The sequence below is a fragment of the Mucilaginibacter sp. genome, assembly GCF_041088075.1.
Lineage (GTDB): Bacteria > Bacteroidota > Bacteroidia > Sphingobacteriales > Sphingobacteriaceae > Mucilaginibacter_A.
Genome location: NZ_JBGCVY010000042.1, coordinates 1 through 24,127, shown reverse-complemented (window position 1 = coordinate 24,127; position 24,127 = coordinate 1). Strand labels below are relative to the sequence as shown.

The following is a 24,127-nucleotide window of genomic DNA, read 5'->3' as shown; positions in this document are numbered from 1 at the left end:
TCATGCTTCTTTTATGCCTATAAATCTTGTTTCCGTATGCTTCGCTAAAAAACAGAATTGGCCTATGATTTTTATGTGGTAAAAGAAGTATCGGAAAGATATACTGCAAAGCTCGGTTCTTAAAACCTGCTACGTTAATTACCAGCATACAAACTTCATTTCCGGATCCGACAAACCTGAAAATTCCTTAAACTTCAACCTATCAAACCAAAAGTAAAATCAGGACTGGACAGATAAACGGACCTTGTAAAATTTATACCCAAAAAGGAATATCACGATATAACAAATGATAGGCAGATAATATGCTTTGGCCACATCCTGGTTGGCTACCAGCCCCATAATAAGCGGAAAAAATGCACCGCCCACCACGCCCATAGATATAAACGAAGAGGCTTGTTGCGTATGCGGCCCCAGGTTTTTTAAGCCTAAGCTAAAAATGGTTGGAAACATGATACTAAAAAAGAAGTTGACCATCATCAAAGCAATATAAGATGCCCAGCCTAAGCGTTGGGTTACCAACAGGCACATGATGATGCTGCCACAGGCAAAGGCTGCCAACAATTTATGGGGCTGGATAAAACGCATCAAAAAAGTGCCGACAAAACGCCCAATTGCCATCATGGCCATAAAAACAATCATATAATTGCCTGCTGTCTGGTTGCTAAAACCCATTACCTCATGTCCGTAATTAATAAAAAACGCCCATGTGCCGGCCTGTGCCGCAACATTAAAAAACTGCGCTATTACCGCCCACACAAAATGCCTGTGCTGGTAAAGCTTTTTAGAGGGCGCTAAATCAACGTTTACTGCCGCTGCATCTGATACAGGCTTGTGCGGGTCTGTAAGTACCGGTATTTTTAAAAACAAAAACACGATACCGATAAATACAATGACACAACCAATAGCAATATAAAGTGTCTTAACAGAAGCAAGGCCTGTTGAGTGGTTGCTTGCTACACGCAGTAAAAAATAGGATCCGATTGCCGGGCCAATGATCGTACCCACAGCGTTAAACGATTGTGCAAAATTGATTCGCTGATCACTGGTACGTTGATCGCCCAAAGCGGCAGCAAAGGGATGTGCCACAGTTTCGAGCGTAGCCATACCGCAGCCCATGACAAACAATGCAATCCTGAAAAAATTAAAGGATGCTGCATTGGCGGCAGGAACAAATAAAAATACGCCCATGGCAAATAAAGCCAGGCCTAAAAGCACGCCGGGCTTGTACCCAAATTTTTTAAGAAAGTAGCCTGCGGGAATACTCATCACAAAATAAGCCCCAAATACAGATAGCTGTATCAGCCCCGATTTAGCTTTAGACAAGTTCAGCACGTCTTGGAAGTGCTTGTTCAATACATCGCTCATGGAGAGTAAAACGCCCCACATTAAAAATAATGAAGTAACAGAAATGAAGGTAACTAAAAACCTTTTTTCTGTAAATGCTGCTTTTTGAGACATCTATTGGTTATTGAAAGAGAATGTGCTGTTGATAAAAGGTAATTAGCTGAGCCAGATTAGAAACACGTACATTTAAAGGCAATGTATCAAAAAAGCAATTAAGCCCTCCACTAAACCGTCAATTTTCAGAAGTAAATGTTGAAGCAGGCAACCCTTCCTTATTAAACAAAGTTGCGGCGCTGCTGTCGCTCCAGGCATACCTGACATAAACAGGTGCGGCAATCGAAGGACTGCTGACAACTACTTTATTGTTAACTATTTTGGCTTGTGCCGGAACGTAAACTTTATCTGCCCCCGCTATCTCAAAATTCGTCAGCCCTTTGTCTGATGCAAGCAAGCCGCTTCCTACATCATCAAAATCAACGATAAGTTCCTTACCTGATGCAACCGCTTTTTTGTATAACGGGCCTGATTTGACCAAATTCTGTCCATACTCATTGGCCAATGCAAACCTTGCCAAACGGTTGCCCACTTCTTGTTTGTTGGGCGGGTGCGCGGTTTTAAGATACCCAATATCCAAAGTTGATACCATGCCGGTTTTGGGCAGCTTTAAACCGTAACGTTGTGCATTCCTCAGCTTTTGGGACTGTTCCGTTTGTTTTGGGTCTTTGTAAATATAGGGCGCCAATTGTACAAAATAAAACGGAAGCTGATTGCCCCATTTGTTCCGCCAGTCTTCGATCATATTCGGAAAAAGTTTTTTATACTGTTCTGCCCGGCCAACATTTGATTCGCCCTGGTACCAAATCACACCTTTGATGGTGTAAGGGATCAGCGGGTTGATCATCGCATTAAAAAGTACCGTAGGAGAATTACTGTTGATTTTAGGTTTTTCCGTTTTGTTTTGAGGTTTTTCCTGTTCGGCTATTGCTGCATCAAAGTCCCCTATTTTTTCCAGATAGCCCCTGCTTGTCCAGGCTTCTGCCGGTGTCCCTCCGATGGAAGATTGGATGATCCCAATTGGCACATGCAGTTCCTGGTAAAGTTTTCGGGCGAAAAAATAAGCGGTGGCACTAAAATCGCCTGCTGTTTCCGGCGATGCCGCGTTCCATTTTCCGCCGATAGAATCCAAAGGGGTTGTTGAGATGCCAAAAGGCACTTTCAGCAACCTGATGTTTGGATAACTGGCTTTACTAATTTCCAGCTTTGAATTCAAAATCGTATCGCCCGGCGGCCAGCCTTTTAAAGGTATGTCCATGTTTGATTGGCCAGAAGCCAGCCAAACCTCGCCAACCAGCACATCGTTAATAGCAATATTGCTGTCTTTCGTTTTAATATTGATGGTGTATGGGCCGCCTGCTTTAGGGGCAAGCAGTTTTACTTTCCAATTGCCGGCAGCATCTGCATTGGTTGAAGCATTCTTTCCCCAACTGGCAGAAATGGTCAGTTTTTCACCGGGGCCTGCTTTTCCCCAAAAATTTACTTTTTCCCGTTGTTGAAGCACCATATGGTCCGAAAACAAGTTGCATACTTTTAACGCTTTTTTTTCGCCCGGCGGGGATGAAAAAGCGGAAAGGCTAAAAGCCATGGCCATAAAACAAAGGAAAGTTTTCATTATTTTTTTTAGGGCTAAATCAATTGTGCTGTTGATAAATACACTTATAAATATTAAAAATCAGGATGCTTCTTTTACCCTATAAAATTGGTGCCTGAATCAACCTGAACAAAACAGAAACCAATGAATTTTAGGTGATAAAAGAAGCATTGGAACCTGAATAATTACGCTTATCAAAAAGAAACTATTTTCTTTTTTTCAGTGCCGCCTCAATTGCTTTTTCTGCAAGCGGTTCCATCATTTTATAACCTGCCAAGTTTGGGTGCACGCCATCTTTCGACAAATTTGCAGGCAGCCCTCTTCTTGCATCGGCCATGGCTGTAAAATAATCCAGGTAAACAATATTGTTCTTGTCCGAATAATTCTTTATCATTTCGTTTAAAGCGGCAACTTTTGGCACCGGGTCTATAGATTTCCGCCACGGAAAAGCAAAGGCGGGCGTTATTGACGACAGCACCACTTTGATGTTGTTGGCTTTTGCCAGTTCAGCCATGGATACAAGGTTGCCAAACACGTCTTCCAGTTTTGATGGCCCGTTGTTCTCGGCAATGTCGTTTATCCCGGCCAGGATCACCACAACTTTAGGTTTCAGGTTGATCACATCTTCGCGGAAACGCACCAGCATTTGTCCGGTTGTCTGACCGCTTATCCCGCGGTCAAAATAAGGCTTGCCGGCAAAGAAAGTAGAATCGTTGCCGATCCAAAAATCAGTGATCGAATCACCCATATACACTACCCGGTTTTCCCCGGAGGCAGGCGGCGGTACTTTGCTGTTGGCTTCTTGATATTTTTTGATGTTGGCCCAGTCTTGTGCTTTGGTAGCACTAATGGCAAAAAATAGGACGATAAGTGCCGAAAATAGTTTTTTAACCATGATTAATAATTTAAACCTGTTGTAAATTTCAATTTTAAATCTTGTTCAACCTGTTTCTGATGCTTCTTTTATCGCCTAAAAATAGGACTATTTCTATAAAATCCAGATCAAATGCAAACCAATTTTTAGGGCATAAAAGAAGCATTGCAATAAATGCAGATAAAATACCTGCATTTACTTTTTAATCAATATTGAATAACAAATTTGACTAGCTAACAAAGCACTTTGCCCTGTTAATGGCTATCCGTTTTAAATAAGGCAAAGCGTAATGGCGCACCACCTATCATTTCATTATTTCAATGTCGGTTAATGGATTAAATTATGGTTGTAACTGTTTTCCCGACAATTGGATTTGGTAACTAAAAGTTGCAGGCTTTGCATAAACGCGGTATTGCTCTAAAGGCCGCGGGCCACAACCATTTGAACCAACACCAAGTGTTTTTTGGCTGACACATAAAACCGTTCCGCTGCTTTTTGGCAAATCAATTCGATATTCTACCGGTGTCATCTCTTCGTCGCTGTACGGAAGGGCAGATACCTGTAACAAAGCGGTGTCCTGCTTCACGGTTAACCCGTCGCCTTTGTCCGAAATAAGCTTGGCCCAGCGCACATCCTCGTGGTTGCCTGCTTCCATTGGCTTTTCGTATGGGGTAAGCTGCTGGTTTACAGAACTTGAATAGTGGCCTACATCAAAACCGCTTTTTCTGTCTGCATAATTTTCCATCGGGCCCCTACCAAAGTAGTCGAACTTATTGAGGTCTTTGCTCAGCAACATACGCACGCCAAGTCTGGCCAATACCAGATCAGGTTTACTAAAATCTACATTGTTGGACACGTTGATCAGCCCGTTGCTGTTGATCGTATAAGTAACCCGGTTATGAACGACAAAACCTTGTTTGCCGGTTCCTATCAGGTTAGCCGAAATTTCAACTTCATTGGCCGATACCTGCCTGCTTTTTACATCGCTGGCTACCCAGCTTAACGTTTGCAAACCATATTTGTCCCAATTTTCGAATGCCCACATATCGTCTTTTTGATGCGGTGCGCGCCACAAGTGCAACATAGGGCCGCCGTTTTCGCGCAACAGGTTATCGCCATTGGCTGTCATTTTTGAAAAAGTCCCTTTGGCTTTGTCAAATTCAATATTGAAACCTGAACAGTTTACTTTAACTGCGTCTTTGTTGTCTGCCAAAGCAACACCGCCGGCCGCAACAGGCGTTTTTAAAGCTGGCATAGCCATTGGCAGTTCTAATTGCTGTGCTGCAACTTCATAACCTTTTTTGGCCCACATTTGATCTGAAGCCAAATCAAAAGAAACCCTTAAAAAATACTCGGCACCCGGTTTTGGGGCAACTTTGTAAGGTATTTTTACGTCTTGTTCCCCGCCCGGTTTAATTTCACCCAAAGCAAGGTTACCGGAAGATATAGCTGCACCGTTTTCACTGATTTCCCATTTAGCCCTTAAACCGTTTAGGTTGATAAACTGGTACCGGTTTTTGATGGTAACCACGCCATTTTTCAAATCTTTAGCGCGGATACTGATCCATTGATAAGCATGTTTCAGCTCAGGGTAATGCGGTTTAGGGGATCTGTCAGAAAATACAACACCTTTGTGTATAAAATAACGGTCATTCGGATAATCGCCAAAACCACCTCCGTAAGCAATGATTGGGTGCTGGGGGTTACGGTTATTATAGAGGCCCTGATCTTGCCACTCCCATATTGCACCGCCCAATAGTTGGGGATATTTGTCAAACAACTCGTTATAAATATCTACCGAACCCATAGAATTGAACATGGCATGAGCATATTCACACAAATAAAACGGCTTGGTTAAAGTTTTGTCGTTGGCGTTTTTTTCCAGTTCACCAACTTGAGTGTACATTTCGCTGTCAATATCGGCCGGGTTTTTTCCACCGATACCAAAACCCTGATAATGTGTTGGCCGGTCATCAATAGCTTTAATGGCTGCCAATATAGCCCTGAAGTTAGAACCTCCGCTGCCGCACTCATTGCCTAACGACCAGATGATAACCGATGGGTGGTTTTTAAAATTCTCCACGTTGGCCACATTCCGGTCAATAAGGGCAGCCTTGATTCTTGGCTCCTCGTTAAACTGGTCCCAGGCACCATGGCACTCCAAATTGGCTTCGGCAACTAAGTAAATACCGTACTCATCACACAACTCATACCATCTCGGGTCGTCAGAATAGTGGCAGGTACGCACATGGTTACAGTTGGCCTGTTTGATCAATACAATATCTTTGATCATTTCATCTTCGGTGATTGCGTGGCCATCTTCCGGCCAGTTCTCATGGCGGTTAACGCCTTTTAGTTTGATCGGCACGCCATTGACCAGGAATAGCCGTCCTTTTATCTCAATATTTCTAAAACCGGTACGTGAAGACATGGTTTCAACAGTACGGTTTCCATCATTTAGGGTGATTACCGAAGTGTAAAGCTTTGGGGTTTCGGCAGTCCACTTTTGTGGGTTGTTTACGTTAAAACTTGCATTTACCGTTACCTCTTCGCCGGGCTTTAATGCCGGTACAGCCTTTTTAACGGTAGCTCCGGGTACGGCGCTTGTGCCGTTGTACAATGAAACTTTTATTTCCTGGGCTTTGATCGCTGTAGTGCCGTAATTTTTCACTTTCGCGCCAACCACCACTTCTGCATTGCGGTATTGTTTGTCCAGGTTGGTTTTGATAAAATAATCCCTGATGTGTCCCTGCGGTGCGCTCCATAAGGTAACGTTCCTAAAAATACCGCTCATCCGCCACATGTCCTGGTCTTCCAGGTAGCTGCCTGTGGTAAGGCGGTAAACTTCCACCGCCAAAGTATTTTTGCCCGGTTTGATATATTTAGTCAAATCAAATTCTGCGGCATTCCGACTGTTTACACTGTAGCCTACTTTGCGGCCGTTTACCCAGATAAAGAAACCGGCATCAACCCCGTCAAAAGTGATAAACGTACGGCGGCCTTTCCATTCGGCAGGAACGGTAAAATCACGGCGGTAACTGCCCACCGGGTTCCGTTCCTTAAAAGCGGTGTATTTCTCGGGCGGGGTGCTCATTACAAAAGGGAAATCCTTTTTAAACGGGTACGTAAAGTTGGTGTAGATGGGCACGCCATAACCCTGGATCTGCCAGCTTGACGGTACTTTGATCTCTTTCCAGCCGGAAACATCATACGAGGTTTTATAAAAATTGACCGGGCGTTTTTGTGGCCAGTCAACCCAATGGAATTTCCACATACCGTTCAAACTGCGGCTAAAAGAAGAGGCATGACGGTTGGCGGCCAAAGCTTCTTTTAACGAAGCATAAGGCATTAAAGTGGCATGGTAGGCTTCTTTGTTGATGCCAAGGTTTTCCGGGTCCTGTATTTCTTTAGGTACGTATGCCGTATCTGATTTTGACAGTCCGTCTCCTGTTTGCTGTTGAAAGCCCAGGCTCATTTTGTGGATGAAAACAAAAAAGAAAACCAGTAAAAACCTGGAAGTATGTTTTTTAAAAAAGGGTTTGCTCATAAATGTTATGTTCATTAGGAAATAATTTGTAGAGATTATATATTTTCTTCTGCTATGTTAGTTTGTGCCTGTACCGCTTGTTTTATATTTCTAAATCCTGCTTAAAGCCATGTCCTCATAATTTATAATACTTCTTTTATGCCTATAAATTTGGTTTGGCCCCGCCCCTGTTGATAAGAAATGCGGCGGCAAGGCGATAAAACCAAGCCAATGAATTTTAGGTGCTAAAAGAAGCATTTGATAAATTGAACGGATTTAAAAAGGTTATAATTATATTGAACAAAGAACTATAAATTCCGACTTTATCAAATGTCTTTTTGTACTTATTTCTTGTCAATATGTACAATTTGAGAATAAAATTTTTAAAAAAGCATTGAAAGGTTAAGCGGAGTTGTTTAAACTTTTAGTGTTGGTTACTCTGTTTATTTAAATGTAATATTGAAGGACACACCCCTAACCCCCTCTCGAGAGGGGAAATATGGCGCCTACCTTGCTAAAGCCACAAAGGTAGCAAATTATGCTTCCCCTCTCGAGAGGGGGTCAGGGGTGTGTCCTTAATTTTTATGCCATAAAAGAAGCATCCGGAAATAAGTTAAAAGAACTTCGATATCAATCATCTAAAAAATCCTTTCATAATTTATCCGCAGAAGCAGCAAAAACTTTTACAATTTTATATAACCTTTGCCCCTGTATGCTTTTACTGATCAAGGTTTCTTAGCTCCATTATTAACTTTATTGATAACCCAGTTCCCAACTTTTGTACCCTGGATAATGCCGTTATCAATAGCATCCATAAAATGGATGCCTCCCCAAAACCTTGAAATGGCAGCTTCTTTTGCAGCCTGGTTAAATGAATTAAAATGCCGGGGCGGGATGCCAAAGTTTACCTCAACATCATCTGTGTATTTAAAGTTATTGCCAAAATAATGGGTAAGAATTACGGCCGAGGTGGTTGATACAACAGAATGCCCGCTTATATACTCCGGGAATGGCGGTGTTTGCAACAACGGTTTCCAACTGGCATCAATATACCTGCGGATCGCTGTTTCCGGCCGAATCCGGTTGGTTCGGTACTTGTCTTCCCAACAGCAAATAAAACAATCCAATAAACCTACTGCCACTACTGTATTTACCTCCACAGTTTTAGAAAAACTGGTTTTAGCCTGGTTGCAGGCAATCCCGGTTATGCCCATCCAATGTGCACCGGGCGATATTTTTTTTAAGCCGAAAAGCATGTGCCCTTCGTTTTGGACATTAAACGGGTTGCAGTCCCAAAAATTGGCAATGTTCTTTTCTTCCTGAGATAAGCCATTGCCGCTTTTAGCATAACTTAAAAGTAGGAATTTATAAAAGGCAGATGTTTTATCCGTAGAAAAAGGGATGGGCGGATCGGGCACAAATTGTGAGGCAGAATTAAGGGTTAAAGTACGGATGGTATTAAAATAAGGTTCAACCGGCACTAAGTATGCCGGAGGCGTAACCTCCCAACTACCGGGCGTTTTTTTAAGTTTATAACGGGGATAATTATTGATCTGCCTGTACTTATCCGCTTTTGCATAAGCCAGGATTTTTTTGCTGATGAATTTTGCATAATGTTTTGAACTATCAATTACCTCGTCGCTGAAACCTATCTTTCTGCACGAATCCAAATAATTTTCTTCATATTTCAAAAGCAAACTGCCCGAAGGCTGTAATTTCCCGGCGGTTTCCATCATGGCAAGTACGGCACTTAGTTGATAATTGTAGCCAGATATTTGCTTGGGGACTTTGATAACCGGATATTCATTCAATACGCCCTGCATACTTTTGATATGCTTGTCGTTTTCAGATACCACTTCATACCCGGCCAAACAACTGTATGCAAAAAACCTTGCAGCCAAAGGCGGGTTGGTAACATCATGGACCATCAGCTCGCTCATTTGGCTGATGACCTTGCTTACATCACGATTTGTTAATTCGGGCTGTTTTTTTTGGGAGCAGCTACTTGTAACGAAGAACAAAACGAACAACAGCACTATGCTTAAAGAACTTCTTTTCATCTGTCTTCAGGACTTGTTTAAATTTTATTGAGGTTTATTTTCAATGCTTCTTTTATCATATAAAAAACAGTATGGCTTTCTGTGTTTTTTTGGAAACCGAATTCCTGACACCAATTTTTATGTGCTAAAAGAAGCATGTTGTTTTTTTCCGGCGAAATTGTTTAAACTTAATTCCGAATGCTTCTTTTAGGGCATAAAAATAAAGGACACACCCCTTGCCCCTCTCAAGAGGGGAACCTGCAAACGGCGCCTTTCCAAACGTTAGAAAGATGGCAAGCGATGCTTCCCCTCTTGAGAGGGGCAAGGGGTGTGTCCTTTAATAAATATATGTACATGAACGATGTAATGAATAATGAAAGTTTAAACAAGTTTAGCTATAAATTAAACGGCCCTTATGGTTGTTTATAAGCTTTTAACCGGCCTTCATCCATACCAAACAGCAATGTATGATTTATTGTGAGCACATTCCTGACATCTCCCCACAAATTAAAACCGGATTGCTCCTGGTTGATATACTGGTAATTTCCCTTGCCATCGCCTTTAAGCAATACGCCATAATTGGCATCGTATTTACCAAAACGCAGCCGTCCGTGGTTGATGTTGCCGCAAAGCAACAAGTCCTCATTTCCGTCGTGGTCATAATCCAATGATGTTATGGTATATACGGGTGAATATTGCGCTTGTAACGGCAATGAAACCGGATGCAGTTTCCCCTGGGCATTGCTGATAAAACAAGCGGTGGCTAAGTAATTTGCGGTTAGCTGCTTTGCCCCTTTCATTTCTTCGGGTGTAAATACTTTGTCAATGGTAGCGTCTGCATAACTTTTATAATCCGGGAAACGTGTCCGCATCATGCTGATCTGGTCGAGCAGCTCGTCCCGGGTTACATACGGGTAGCTTTTGTGCTGAATGTAAAAACAAAGTATCGGGTCTATCGAGCCGTTGTCATCAAAATCTTTATAGTACATTTCTGCCGGCTCCCGGTCTGTTGCCTTGCATTGCGTGTTCAGACCCAAATTTCCGGCAACCAGATCAGGATGACCGTCCTGGTTAATATCATTCACCTGCAGGCAGTTCCACCAGCCTGCATACTTTTTATCAAAATATTTGTAAGTTGCTTCTGTTAGTTTTCCGCCGGCATTTTCAAACACGGTAATTGGCATCCATTCGCCCACAAGCACCAGGTCCAACTTCTTGTCCCCGTTCATGTCCACCCAGGCAGCATCCGTTACCATGCCGATGTTTTTTAAGGAAGCATTATATTTTGTTGTTTCATCGGCAAAATGCCCTTTGCCATCATTGATCAAAATATAACTTTCCGGCGTTTCGGGGTACCTTCCAGGAATTACCCGGCCGCCAACAAACAAATCGGGAAACCCGTCTCCGTTTAGATCAGCAACTTTTACACAGCTTTTGCTGCCGGACATTTTTGGCAGCGCATTGGTAGATTTGGTAAAATTTCCCTTGCCGTCGTTCAGATACAGCCGGTCCTGCAAAAGCGGGTCGTTGGGCAGATAATCTGCGTAGCCGCCGGAGCAAACATAAAGGTCAGGCTTGCCATCGCCGTTGGCATCAAAAAAAACGGTTGCCGCATCGGTACTGTTTTTATCGGCATAAAAACAGGGAAGCGTTTTATTAATGAACTTTGAGTTTTTTTGCTGCAAGTACAATTCCCCAGGTTTGCCCTCGTGGCCGCCAACATAAACATCTTCCAGCCCGTCGCCGTTCACATCGCCTTTTGCCAGGCACGAACCGGAAAAGGAAATGGGGTTGACCATCAATGGCTGCCGCTTAAAATCATTGGTGGTGTTATCAATTTGTTTGAAAGCAATTGGCGGTTGTATTTCTTTGAATACTGTTTTTACCGGTTGTTTTTTAGTGTAGATGGCAGTTGCATCTTTTTCATTCAAGGTAATTTGTTGTGCCTTGATGTTTTGCAGCAATTGCGATTTGCCGCGCTGCCAGGTAATGCGCAAAGAATCTACCTGTTTATCTTTTCCCAGGCCAAAATGCAAAACCGGCGATACGCTGGATTGGAAACCGCGGGTAGGCATTTGTTCCAGGTATTGCTGTTTATTGCCCGAATAGATGGTTACTTTCGCGCCTATTCCCTGCGTGTTTCCATCAGCGCCTTTCAGGTTAACTGTTAAACTTTGGTTGCCGTTTTGTTTGTTGGCCTGGTTCTCATAAACAAAGGCTGGCTTATTAGTATTGTTGACCACAAGGTCCAGGTCGCCGTCGTTATCCAAATCTGCATAAGCCGCACCGTTACTGTTCGACGGCAAACTGATGCCCCAATCTGCACTACTGTTTGTAAAAGTGGCATTACCGTTATTTCTAAAAAAATAACTTTTCACCTGCGACGATTCCATTTTGTTGACAATGTTCAGCAGGTCCTGCCGCATCACGCTTCTGTCGCGCAAATTATCGCCCATAAATTTTAAAAAATCCATGTTGGTATAATCGCGGGTATAACCGTTGCTTACAAAAAGGTCTTTCCAGCCGTCGTTGTCATAATCGGCAAACAAAGGCGACCAGCTCCAGTCGGTATTTGAAATGCCTGCCAGTTGCCCAACCTCGCTAAAAGTATTGTTGCCATTGTTAAGGTGCAGCATGTTGCGCATGTATTGGTAATAAAAACCCACCTTGATATTCAAATCAAACGCTTCATAGTTATCCGCCCCGAACAATAATTTCTGGCGCTTATTGTCCTCCGGAAGCATATCCAGCGTATAAATATCTGGCGCACCGTCATTATTGATGTCGGCAATATCATTGCCCATCGAATAAAATGAAGTATGCCCAATCTGTTGCTGAAGCTTATCGGTAAACTTTCCTTTGCCATTGTTGATATACAACCGATCCGGCACACTGTAATCGTTGGAAATGTAAATATCAGGCCAGCCGTCGCCGTTCACATCTGCAATACCGGCAGCCAGGCCATAAGATAAAGAAGTGTTTACAATGCCTGCCTCCGTAGAAACATCCTGAAAATGGCCTTTGTCGTTCCTTAACAACCGTATCCCAGATTGGTTATCGCGCTGGCTTAACAACTGTTTTACAGAAATATCGTCCAGGATGTTGAGGCGTTGAATGTTATGGTTTACTAATAATAAATCGAGGTCGCCGTCTCGGTCATAATCAAAAAAATAAGCCTGGGTACTGTAAGAAGGGAAATCGAGGCCATATTCGGCCGTCATATCCTTAAACTGGGGTATGCCGTTGGCATCGTTTCCCTGGTTGATAAACAATTGGTTTACCCTTTTTTCAAGGCGCAGTTTTCCAGAATAACAGATATAAATATCCAGCTTGCCATCGCCGTTCAAGTCAACCAGGGTAACGCCTGTTTTCCATGGCCCCGGCCGCCCCGCTGCACCTGAAATTGCCGTAACATCCTTAAACTGCATATGCCCCTGGTTCAAGTACAGTTTATTATCGGCCATGTTGCCGGTAAAATAAATGTCCTGCAAACCATCACCGTTCAAATCTCCTGTGGCCACGCCGCCACCATTGTAAAAGTACTGGTAAATCAATACGTTGGTGTTTAACCCTTCGGTTAAGGTATTGGCAAAATCAATATGGGTTTGCTCGGGAGAGAGTAACCTGAACAGTGTTTTCTCATTGTCCTGCCCCACGCCTTTGTCGTTCGGGCCGGAACGATGACACCCGTACACGGACAGCAACAATACAGACAAAAGGGCCAATAATTTTCGGGTGGAACGGCTATTTGCTTTGGCCAAAGGATCAATAAAAATATGGGGCATAAACCTATTTGCAGAGCTTGTTAAAACACATTTCATATAACCTTTTGTCGGGCCCAAAATTGTTAACAATACTTCTTTTATGCCGATAAAATTGACGTGGATAAAAGAAGTATTGCGCAGGAAGTTGTTTAACCTTTTGGTGCTACTTATTCTATTTATTTAATGATTAATAAAGGACACACCCCTAACCCCTCCCTCTAGAGGGGAAGCAAAGCTTGCTACCTTTCTAACGTTAAAAAGGTAGGCGCCATATTTCCCCTCTCGAGAGGGGTTAGGGGTGTATCCTTCCATCTTTTTTAGCCATAAAAGCAGCATTTATCAAGAAAATTAAGTTTAAACAACTTCGAGGTCAAAATTTTATGGGATAAAAGAAGCATCTAAATTAAATAAAAATTTAAATAGGTGCCTATTTGCAACAACGTTTTTATCACTTGCCCGGAAATGCTTTTAAAAAAAAATCACACTCCCGTTAAATACAGGAGTGTGATTTTACCAAAAAAACAACCGGGTTAATAGCCAGCGTTTTGGGTAAGTTTTGGATTTTGTTGTAAAACACCCTGTGGAATTGGCAGCCAGTTTTTATACTCCGAAAAACTATTCTGAAATACGATAGTAGGCTTATATACCAAAGTACCGTTAGTCGGGGTGATCACCATACCATACTCTGGTTTGTTTAACACGGCCGGGCCTTTAACGGTAATGTCCCACCTTCTGATATCGTTCCAGCGTTTGTCTTCAAAAGTAAGTTCCAGGCGTCGTTCCCGGCGGATGTTCGCCCGCATATCTGCCTGGCTTAAACCGGGCGGAAGTGCCGGTAGAAAAACCCTGTCCCTAACTAAATTAACAGCAGTATAAACAGATGCGTCGGGGCCAACAGCCTCATTTTGTGCTTCAGCATAACTTAATAAAATTTCGGCATAGCGGAAATACTGGTAATTGGCAATACTGGGTGAAGTACTCAAACTTGTTTGACCAAGGATGGACTCGTCCAGCGTTTTACGGGCATTATAGCCGGTATTGGATACATCACTTGTTGAACCTAAATCAATTTGGTTATTGCCGCCTATCCTTGATGTCCACACAAAATTTTGCCAAACCGAACCATCATAAACAACGCTTTGGTAGAACCTTGATTCGCGGTGTACATAAGGTTGTTGCGGGTCATAACCCGAAGCAGGGTCTGAAATTGGTTTACCGTTGTCCATTTCATAATCATCTACCAAACTCTGTGTTGGTTGGAGATTGCCCCAGGCCTGCTGTCCGCCGTTAACAAAAACAGGGCCTAACGTACCTTCCCTGTTGCTGCCCTTACTTGGCAGCGCGTAGGTTTTTACAAAAATTTGCTCCGGGTTAAAATTATTTACGCCGAGAAACTGATCTTTAAAAGCAGTTTTTGATCCGGAAGGATTGAATAACTTGTAAACACCCAAATTCATTACAGACAGGTTGGTGGCCGCAGCCTTTGCCCATCTTGCAGCATCATTGTTTGTATTTAATAAAGGGCTTGCGTAAAAAAGCTCAACCCATCCCTTCAATGCCAATGCTGCGCCCTGCGTAGCCCTACCTAAATCCCCTGTTCCCTGGTTTAACGGAAGATCTGCGGCCGCGGCGTCACAATCTGCCTCGATAAAGGCCAATGTTTGTTCAACAGTACTTCTGGCCGTAAATATATCGCTTCCATCCAGGTTGCTTAAAGGTTTAGTAATCAATGGCACACCACCATAAGCTACAAACAGTTGGGAATAATAGAAAGCACGCAAAAACCTCACTTCGGCAACACGCTGTGCATACCAGGTAGCGGAATAGGTATTTTTGTTAGCGGCAGCATCTGTAAGAAAGGAATTACAGGCCCTTATACTTGTATAATTGGTCCCCCAATCATATATACCACTGGGGCCACCAGTACTGTTGCCAGAGCTAAGCCCATTATTACGGATCTTTGTGACCCCTTCCATCCATGTGGCACCGCATTCACTATTGTCTGTCCACTGGTCAAGCACTTCGCTTCCTTGTAAACCAGGCAAACGGTTATAAATATTATTGACAAAAAGGTCCGCGTTGCTCTGCGAGCTAAAAGTGGAAACGCTGGTTAACACCCCTTTAGGTGCCACACTTAGAAAATCGTCTTTTTTACAGGAGCCAATACCAATAATTAGTAAAGCAAGTAAAAAAAGATGCCTGTTATTTAAATTTTTATATTTCATGTTATTAAATTTTAAAATGTCAAGTTAACACCAGCAGTAAATACTTGTTGCTGGTAGTAATTCTGATTACTCCCGTTGTTTTCCGGGTCAAGAACTTCTTTTACTTTGGGAAGCCAGTTGATTAAGTTTTGTCCAGCTACGTAAATCCGTAGTGATTGGATTGACTTGCCTAATAATTTATTTGAAAAAGTATAACCTAATTCCGCACTTTTTAAACGGATATAAGAATCATTTCTCATATACCAACTTGATGCCTGGGTATTGTTGGCAGTTGGGGTACCACTAATCCTTGGGTATAAGGCATTGGGTGTAGCCGGGGTCCAATGGTCCTGATAAACCAGTTCAGTGGCCGAGCCTGAGGCCAGGAAAGGATTGACAAAATAATCCCCAACCAAAAGGCTGCTTAACCCGGACCCCTGAACTAAAATATCCAGGTCGAAGTTTTTGAAGGTCAATCTCGGCTCGATCCCGTATATAATTTGCGGTATATAAGGGTGGCCTATGTCTGTAATATCGTTTGCGTCAACTTTGCCGTCAGGCACCCCATTAGGGCCACTTAAATCGGCATATTTGATATCACCTATACGAACCTGACCGAAATTAGGAACAGCCACGCCTGACTTTAGTGTTGGGTTTTGGACAGTCGGGTTTACAAAATCGTTTGCAGTATAGTAACCTAAAGCCCTCAGCCCGAACTGTTCGCCCAATGGCCTGCCGGTTATCCTTCTGTTGGGGTTGTTATAGGTTGAGGCATTTTCGAATTGTTGAAGTATTTTGTTTTTGGCAAACGTAAAAGTACCTTTTACATCAAGCCGAAGGCCATTAGAAAAGTTTTTATACGTGGTAAGCGTTAAATCAATGCCATGGTTTTGGATAATCCCTCCGTTAACCTGGCCGGTGCTGACACCGTATTCCGGTGGCAGGACTGCACCAATACTAACCAGGTAATTAGACCGTTTTTCGTAAAAATAGTCAACTTCAAAGCCAAATGCCCCTCTCCAGAAACTGCCGTCTAAACCCACGTCAGTTTTATTGGCCCTTTCCCAGGTGATATTAGGGTTTCCCTGAAGGTTCTCGCTAATCCCCTGGGTTGCGCTTCCACCGATTGCGGCAGAATTTGAATAAATTCCAAATTGGCTCAGATATTGATATTGCTGTTGAACATTTCTGATATCTGGATAATTACCTGATTGCCCGTATGAACCTCTTAATTTTAGGTTGTCTACCCAGGTAAAATTATCTTTTATAAATTTCTCTTCAGAAATCCGCCATCCTGCCGAAAATGACGGGAAAAACCCAAACCTATGGCCTGGCGCAAATATATAGCTGCCGTCATATCGTCCTGAAGCGCCAAATAAGTATTTCCCTGCGTAAGCATAATTCAGAACGTAAACGTAACCCAGTTGCTTTTGTCCGCCGGAACTTCCGCCAACAGTAACATCCGTTGGCAGCGGGCCGCCATAACTTAATTCATCTATATTTACGTTATAATTTATACTGTTGGCATTAAAATTTTGCCATTTTACCTGACGGTATTCGGCTACCAACGAACCGCTAATATCACTTTTGCCAAAAGTGCCCGCATAATTTAACTGACCTTGAAAGGTCGCCATACGGTTCTGGTTGTATGCCTCCGAAAAAAGCGGTTTTGAACTGCCTTGAAAACTTATCGGATAGGTATAAACCACTCCCGGGCCAAAAACATTGTTCGGGGCAACTGCATTGGTAAAAGGGATAGGTGTACGATAAAAACGGTTTACAGATGATTGATTTGGGCTAAACTTTAAAGGGTCCGGGCCGCTGTCATAACTTACTGTCCCTTTTACGCTCAAACCTTTTATCGGCAATTTTTGATCAATTGATAACTGGTTCAACAAGGATGTATTGTTGTTTGTAGAATAACCACTATTATAAATTTCCCCATACAAAGACTGACCTATATATCCAACTCCTAAACCGTTAGAATATTGAACGGGAAAGGTTGGGTTTTGCCTTTGTGCCTGGTTGATGATACTATTTGCACCAAATGATGGATAATGCTGGTCTTCTTCATAACCATCTACCTTTAAGTTAACCGTTGTGGTTTTTGTGGCATTAACAGTTAAGCTGAACGAGCCATTGTATTTGGTGAGATAAGTGGGGTCCCACATTCCGTCCTGCCGGTTGTACCCGATAGCAGCGAAATACTTGATATTGTCCGTTCCGCCCGAAAGGGAAACGTTATGATATTGGATTGGGCGGTTCTTTTTGATAATGTCTCTCAAGGGTTGTGCATCCGGGTGTCCGTCCGGGTCCTGATGGTTTTGGTATAATGCAAGATCATTGGGTGTAGCAAAAAGTGCTGATCCGTCATTTGTGGCTGCTTCGTTTCTAAGCAGGGCATATTGGTAAGAATTAACAAATTTGGGAAGCTTGGTAGGGTTTTGTATGCCGTAATAACCGTTGTAACTTAAGGTAGGCTTACCTGTTTTTCCTGATTTTGTGGTGATCAATATTACCCCGTTTGCACCGGCCACACCATAAGGGGCAACTGCCGCCGCATCTTTTAGCACGGTAAAAGTTGCAATTGTATTAGGGTCTAAGCGGCTAAAATCGCGGGGCACACCATCAACAATATACAAAGGGTCGCTACGGCCCGGGGTAGATATGCCCCTGATTAATATGCCTGAACCATCCTGACCCGGCTCGCCGCTTCCTTGCGTTGCAATGATACCAGAAGCCCGGCCAACGAGCCCGTTGGTTAAATTGACTATTGGTTTTTGTGCTACTTCCCCCGCATCAATCGTAGAAACTGCTGCTGTTACCGATGTTTTTTTCTGAGTGTTATAACCAAGTACAACAACTTCATTCAGGTTGCTGGAAGTACCTTTGATGGTAATGTTAACTACCGACCGGCCATTTACAGCAACTTCCCGGGTTTCATAACCAAGATAACTTATAACCAGGGTTGCGTCTCCCGGGGCATTTATGGTGAACGTACCGTTCACGTCTGTTACCGCACCAATTAAAGTACCTTTTACTTTTACGGTTGCACCGATAATAGTTTGTCCGGTGGTTTGGTCGGTGATTTTTCCTTTAATGGGGGCAGCAGCCTCGCTTGATCCTTTAAAATGGTAAGCTGATTTCGCCGGGTCTCCGTTTGTGGTTTTGGCAAAGCCGGAACCGGAAATCAATAAAAAAATAACAGCCGCCCAATAAAATGGAGGCTGTTTAACAACAAGAAATTTTTCAGGTAAATTCTTTTTCATAATTGGATGTTAATTAAGCATGATGGGATTGTTGTTGGATCGTGGTAACTGTCATTTTTTTAGCTTTTCTGATTTAACATTGAGTTTAATAGGTTAGTTTATTGATTAAATTATTATAGGTGCTTATATTTCAGGTCAACAGGTTTCTTTGTTGCCGCAAAAGGTATAGAAAAATCCCGACAAAAAGGCGGTCTGTGTAAAAGAAGTGCTACAAAAGTACCTTTAGAGGGCATAATTGATGTAATTAGGCTTAAAAAGAATTAATTGGTTAAGACAAATAACCTTAATTACCTGGTAGAACTGTTTGTAAAATCATACATATTTCTTGTACTTTAGGGCATATTTGTGCAGGCAGGCTGTTTTATTTCCGAATTTCTAAACTTTATAAAGGTGGGCGACAGGATTGCCCCTTTTAATGGGTTAGGGGGATGAGTTGGTTGCCATTGATAGATAGCCTTATTTCGACAAAAAATAAGTTCGAACAATTTTACCATACCAACTCAATACAGCAACCGTTTAGTAAGGGCCTGTTTAAAAAATTTTGTCATGCTTCTTTTATGCCCATAAATTTTGCTTTGAAATAGTTTATTGGTAAATTAATTTGTTTAAACTTTTGTTCTTTCATTACATTGTTCATTTATAGATGCTTTCTAAAAAACACACCCCTTGCCCCTCTCGAGAGGGGAACCTGCAAACGACGCCTTTCTAAACGTTAGAAAGGTAGGCGCCATGCTTCCCCTCTCGAGAGGGGCCAGGGGTGTGTCCTTTATTTTTATGCCATAAAAGAAGCATTTACCGGAGAATTAAGTTTAAGCAACTTTAACAACACTGATTTTTATACGGTAAAAGAAGCATTGCAATATTTAAACAGCATTTAAACCTGCCTCGAGGTTCCTATGCTTTATCTTTCGGATAATTTGGCGGATTTTTGTGTTCTTTGTCTTTAAATCAATTATCAATCAATTCAATTGCAAACAGGTTTTATGTACCAAAACGAGGGTTTGAGCGGATCAAACTTTTTTAAAAATTTTGTTTTTTGTGTATTGTTTATTTTTATCGTAAGCGGCACTGTTTATGGCCAGTCGTTCCCTTACAAATTTAATTACCTCACGGTTGACGAGGGCTTGTCGCACACGGATGCAAACGACATCGCACAGGACAAACAAGGGTTTATTTGGGTTGCCACTTATTTTGGCTTAGACAGGTACGATGGTTATACCATTAAACAGTATTACAACAACAACGCCCCGCTAAACAATGCCTTCAAAAACCGCATCGTTTGTATTTATCCTGATGAAACCGGCATGGTATGGCTCGGGACAGAAGACGGGCTGCAGTGCTTTAATTCAAGGTTAGAAAAGTACATTGATTTTAAGGATCTTAAAAAAGAAGAAAACCTTCGTTTCGACAAATTATTTAAGCCGGCCGGAAACTTATTGTACGGGCTTACCGGCGGCCAGGTAAAGCTGTATTTGATTAAGGGGAACTCAATTGAAGAGCAACGGTTGAAAGTTCCGCTGGGTGTTCAGTTTTCGGATATGGTGGCCGATCAAAAAGGCGTACTTTACTTATCGAGCAACAAAGGTCTTTGGACAATTGACCAAAACAGAAATTTTAAACCAATTTCCCTATCCAATATAACCGGCCAAAACCTGTCCCTTGTATATTTTGACCACCAAAACAACTTGCTGACCGCAGCCGGAAACACGTTGTTTTTGATCAACAAAAAGCAATTGCCAAAAATTTCAACCAAAAATCCAAATCTAACTGTTGCTAAACGATTTACCTGCGTTGGCTATCCTTATATAAAAGATATTGCCGCCAGCAACCAATCTGACTACTGGATCAATACAGGCTCGGACCTACTTAAGCTGGACAGTAACCTGAACTTTGTCCAAACGGTAAACAATAAAAGCTCGCAGGGCAGTTTAAATTCAAATTCTTTGTCCAAAGTATTTATTGACCGTTCGCAATGTTTGTGGATCTGCACTTTTGGCGGCGGCGTTAATTATTGCGACCTGAACCAAAAACTGTTTTATACGCTTCAGCATAACCCTGAAACTTCAAATTCATTGGCCGGCAACCACATCCGTTCGGTTTTGGAAGATGGTGAAAACTTGTGGATCGGCACTACTGCCAACGGCTTAAACTTATACAATCTAAAAACACAAAAATTTACTTACTTTAACACTTACAATTCTCCCGTTAAACTAAAAAACGATGCGATCACATCATTAACGTTTGATAATGACCATAATTTATGGATAGGAAGCAGTGCCGGTATCGAGCTGTTAAAGCCGGGCAGAAAGGAATTATGGAAACCGCCGGGCTATAACCTGTTTCCTGCTTATGCCATAGAAACACTAGTAAAAGATTGCTTTGGGAATATCTGGTTTGGCAACCATACAAACAAGTTTGGCGTGATCTGGAAGGACAAACTAAATGGTTACCATGTAAAGTATTATGGCGAAGGCTATTTTATTTTGGCCGATAAAACCAAGCCCCAACTGTTTATTTCCAGCACCCATGGGTTAAAGCGGGCCATTATTGATGCGCAGGGAAACATCAGCCAAACTTTTTATTACAGGGCATCTTCAAAGCCCAATTCTTTAAGCTCCGATTATACTTACCCAATCTGCAAACAAGATGACAGTACTTATTGGGTCGGTACAATTGGCGGCGGTTTAAACCATCTTGTTTTGGGTTCAAAAGATAATTCCTACCGTATCAAATCTTACACCAGTAGTTATGGGGTTTTTAATGATGTGGAAAGTATGGAGCTAGACAACGCCGGAAACATCTGGATCGGCGGAAACGGGCTGGAATACTTTGACCCGCGAACAGAAAAACTAATCAAGTACGACAAAAACGACGGCCTGCAGGGCAATAGTTTTAAAGTTGGCGCTTCGTATAAAGGCGCAGATGGCAGACTTTACTTTGGAGGGATAAACGGGTTAAATTATTTCTATCCCAACCAGATAAAGGCCAATGGTATTGATGCCCGCCCTGTTTTGACCGATATTTTGATTGATAACCTAAAACCGCATTACGGACAGCCGGATTCAACGGAAAATTTTATTGACGAGGCCCTTAACTATAGCAAAACATTAAAGCTGAGCTACCTGCAAAACAACTTTGTGGTCTTTTTTTCTGCCATGCATTTTGCCAACCCGTTAAAATGCAGGTACCGCTATAAACTGATCGGTTTTGATAAAGGCTGGAAATATACCGACGGAAAAAAACCAAGCGCGGCTTACAGTAACCTGGACTACAATAACTACAAATTTGTAGTCGAAGCGACCAACAATGACGGGATGTGGGGCAAAAGCACTGCCGAAACAACGATTATAATTACCGCCCCCTGGTGGAAATCTACCCTGGCCAAGGCCGTTTATCTTCTATTGTTTTTTGCAGGCCTGTTGCTGATCTATTTGTACCAGGCAAGGTGGCACCGCCTTAAAAGGGAAATAGAAGTGCGCGGGGTGGAAGAAGAAAAGCGGGAAGAAATGCACAGGCAACGTGAAGAACTTTATCAGCAACAGTTGCAGTTTTTCACCAACATTTCCCATGAATTCCGTACGCCCCTTACGCTAATCCTTGGCCCGCTTGAAAGCCTGATCAACGGCAATAAAAACCCCGTTCTTGATAATTCTTATCAGTTGATGTTCCGTAATGTTAAAAGACTGATCAACCTGATAAATGAATTGATGAATTTTAAGAAAGTTGCCGACAGTGCAATCAAACTACAAGTTCAGCAATTGGCAATAAGTGTATTTTGTAAAAACATCTACCTGGAATTTCAAAACTTTGCTTTGCGCAAGGATATTAAACTTCAGTTTATTGACCATACCCAAACGGACAGCGGCCAATCAATGTCAAACTTCTTTGATGCCCAAATACTTGAAAAGATATTGTTTAACCTGCTGAACAATGCCTTAAAATACACTAATGCAGGCGGGCAGGTAACCTTGGAACTGTTCTTTGACCCCAATTATTTTAAACCATCTTTTAGTAATGAATTTCATTTGCCAAATGAACAATTCCGTGCAGATAAATACATTTACATCCTGGTTTCTGATACAGGCATCGGCATTTCAAAGGATTCCATCAGCAGCATATTTAACCGTTATTACCAAATTGGCAAAAACCATTTGGGTTCGGGTGTTGGCTTGGCATTGGTAAAAAGCCTTACCCAACTGCACAAAGGGAACATTTCGGTTTACAGCGACCGAAATAAAGGGACGGAACTGCTTGTTGCGCTTCCCTGGGGAGAAGAAAATTATACGGCCAACGAAACCCTGACACCGGAAAGCGAACCCAATGCCTCGCAATTGGAACTATCGGATATTGCGATCATACCTCCGGCCATTTACAAAGCGGAAGACGGGCAGCCCGTGCCGGAAAAAACCTCCAAACATATATTATTAGTTGACGATAACCAGGAGCTGCGCATCTTTTTAAGGCAATCCTTAGAAAAGTTTTATTGTATTGATGAAGCCGAGAACGGGGAATCTGCCCTGGCAATAGCGACCAATAAAATCCCGGATCTGATTATCAGCGATGTGATGATGCCGGGAATGAACGGTATTGAGTTATGCCGGTTGCTAAAAGAAAAATTTGAAACAAGCCACATCCCGTTCGTGATACTATCCGCAAAAGACGCGTTGGACACGAAGCTTGAAGGAATGGAATCCGGGGCAGATTATTATTTTGCAAAACCTTTGAGTATTGATTTGTTGCTGTTGACCATCCACAACATCCTACAGCAAGGCGAGAAACTTAAACTTAAATACACAAAGGACTACCTTGCCGATGCAACCGAACTGGTGCATTCTGAAAAAGACAAGGAATTTATGAACAAGCTTCTGAAAAACATTGAAGACAACATCCAAAACCCAGACCTTGATGTTGACTTTTTGTGCAACCAGTTGAACATTAGCCGCACCAAGCTTTATCAAAAGATTAAAAGTATTTCAGACCAGTCTATCGGGGATTTCATCAAAACTATCCGCCTAAAAAAAGCCATACAGATCATGACCCATGAAGATGTAGCTTTTAATGAAGTAGCGTTCCGGATCGGACTTCAAAGTCATGCTTATTTTTCGCGGGTGTTTAAAAAAGAGTTCGGCAAGTCGCCATCTGAGTTTATGCAAACTTTGAAAAGAAACAGCACTGCTTAAACTTTTTTCCGGCATCTTTTTTGGCCGATGCTTCTTTTACCACCTAAAAATCAAAGGGCACACCCCTTGCCCCTCTCTCGAGAGGGGAACCTGCCAACGACACCTTTCCAAACATCAGAAAGATAGCAAACTGTACTTCCCCTCTCGAGAGCAGGGCTGTTGCATTCTGTTTTAAGTTATCAATTGTTTTAATGTTTTAATGTCGCCTGCAACCAGCCTTTGTGCCTGTGCCAGGTTTTGGTAACTGTTCCTCCTGAATATATTAATGGCCATGTTCCT

General features: G+C 42.4%; 9 protein-coding genes. 1 reads left to right on the top strand and 8 read right to left on the bottom strand.

Annotation, left to right across the window (positions count from 1 at the left end):
• Positions 1-219: 219 nt before the first annotated feature.
• From fucP to V5804_RS09705, 8 genes are all read right to left on the bottom strand, one after another.
• Entirely contained in the window at positions 220-1,458 is a 1,239-nt protein-coding gene (fucP, locus tag V5804_RS09740) for an L-fucose:H+ symporter permease (protein ID WP_369591203.1), read from the bottom strand.
• A 118-nt stretch (positions 1,459-1,576) separates the two neighbouring features.
• The gene (locus V5804_RS09735) at positions 1,577-3,013 is read right to left on the bottom strand and encodes a sialate O-acetylesterase (protein ID WP_369591202.1); all 1,437 of its coding nucleotides are present in this window, start codon (positions 3,011-3,013) and stop codon (positions 1,577-1,579) included.
• Positions 3,014-3,197: 184 nt separating this feature from the next.
• Positions 3,198-3,887, bottom strand: a complete 690-nt coding sequence (locus V5804_RS09730) for an SGNH/GDSL hydrolase family protein (protein ID WP_369591201.1) — start codon at positions 3,885-3,887, stop codon at positions 3,198-3,200.
• 319 nt (positions 3,888-4,206) lie between these two features.
• On the bottom strand, positions 4,207-7,413 hold the full coding sequence (locus V5804_RS09725) for a glycoside hydrolase family 2 TIM barrel-domain containing protein (protein ID WP_369591200.1): 3,207 nt from the start codon (positions 7,411-7,413) through the stop codon (positions 4,207-4,209).
• A 704-nt stretch (positions 7,414-8,117) separates the two neighbouring features.
• Positions 8,118-9,452, bottom strand: a complete 1,335-nt coding sequence (locus V5804_RS09720) for a vanadium-dependent haloperoxidase (protein WP_369591199.1) — start codon at positions 9,450-9,452, stop codon at positions 8,118-8,120.
• A 392-nt stretch (positions 9,453-9,844) separates the two neighbouring features.
• Positions 9,845-13,216 (bottom strand): VCBS repeat-containing protein, encoded by a 3,372-nt coding sequence (locus V5804_RS09715; protein ID WP_369591198.1) that lies wholly within the window; start codon positions 13,214-13,216, stop codon positions 9,845-9,847.
• 509 nt (positions 13,217-13,725) lie between these two features.
• A complete protein-coding gene (locus V5804_RS09710; RefSeq protein WP_369591197.1) occupies positions 13,726-15,420 on the bottom strand; it encodes a RagB/SusD family nutrient uptake outer membrane protein in 1,695 nt (564 codons plus the stop codon).
• Between the two features lie 11 nt (positions 15,421-15,431).
• Complete coding sequence (locus V5804_RS09705) at positions 15,432-18,668, bottom strand: SusC/RagA family TonB-linked outer membrane protein (RefSeq protein ID WP_369591196.1); 3,237 nt, start codon at positions 18,666-18,668, stop codon at positions 15,432-15,434.
• 983 nt (positions 18,669-19,651) lie between these two features.
• Here V5804_RS09705 and V5804_RS09700 point away from each other — a divergent pair.
• Positions 19,652-23,848, top strand: a complete 4,197-nt coding sequence (locus V5804_RS09700) for a response regulator (RefSeq protein WP_369591195.1) — start codon at positions 19,652-19,654, stop codon at positions 23,846-23,848.
• The last annotated feature ends 279 nt before the right edge of the window (positions 23,849-24,127 follow it).

What these genes read in the sequence shown, in the direction of transcription:
- V5804_RS09725 (WP_369591200.1), bottom strand. Translation starts at nt 7,413, where the DNA reads ATGAGCAAACCCTTTTTTAAAAAACATACTTCCAGGTTTTTACTGGTT.
- V5804_RS09710 (WP_369591197.1), bottom strand. Translation starts at nt 15,420, where the DNA reads ATGAAATATAAAAATTTAAATAACAGGCATCTTTTTTTACTTGCTTTA.
- fucP (WP_369591203.1), bottom strand. Translation starts at nt 1,458, where the DNA reads ATGTCTCAAAAAGCAGCATTTACAGAAAAAAGGTTTTTAGTTACCTTC.
- V5804_RS09720 (WP_369591199.1), bottom strand. Translation starts at nt 9,452, where the DNA reads ATGAAAAGAAGTTCTTTAAGCATAGTGCTGTTGTTCGTTTTGTTCTTC.
- V5804_RS09715 (WP_369591198.1), bottom strand. Translation starts at nt 13,216, where the DNA reads ATGCCCCATATTTTTATTGATCCTTTGGCCAAAGCAAATAGCCGTTCC.
- V5804_RS09735 (WP_369591202.1), bottom strand. Translation starts at nt 3,013, where the DNA reads ATGAAAACTTTCCTTTGTTTTATGGCCATGGCTTTTAGCCTTTCCGCT.
- V5804_RS09730 (WP_369591201.1), bottom strand. Translation starts at nt 3,887, where the DNA reads ATGGTTAAAAAACTATTTTCGGCACTTATCGTCCTATTTTTTGCCATT.
- V5804_RS09705 (WP_369591196.1), bottom strand. Translation starts at nt 18,668, where the DNA reads ATGAAAAAGAATTTACCTGAAAAATTTCTTGTTGTTAAACAGCCTCCA.
- V5804_RS09700 (WP_369591195.1), top strand. Translation starts at nt 19,652, where the DNA reads ATGTACCAAAACGAGGGTTTGAGCGGATCAAACTTTTTTAAAAATTTT.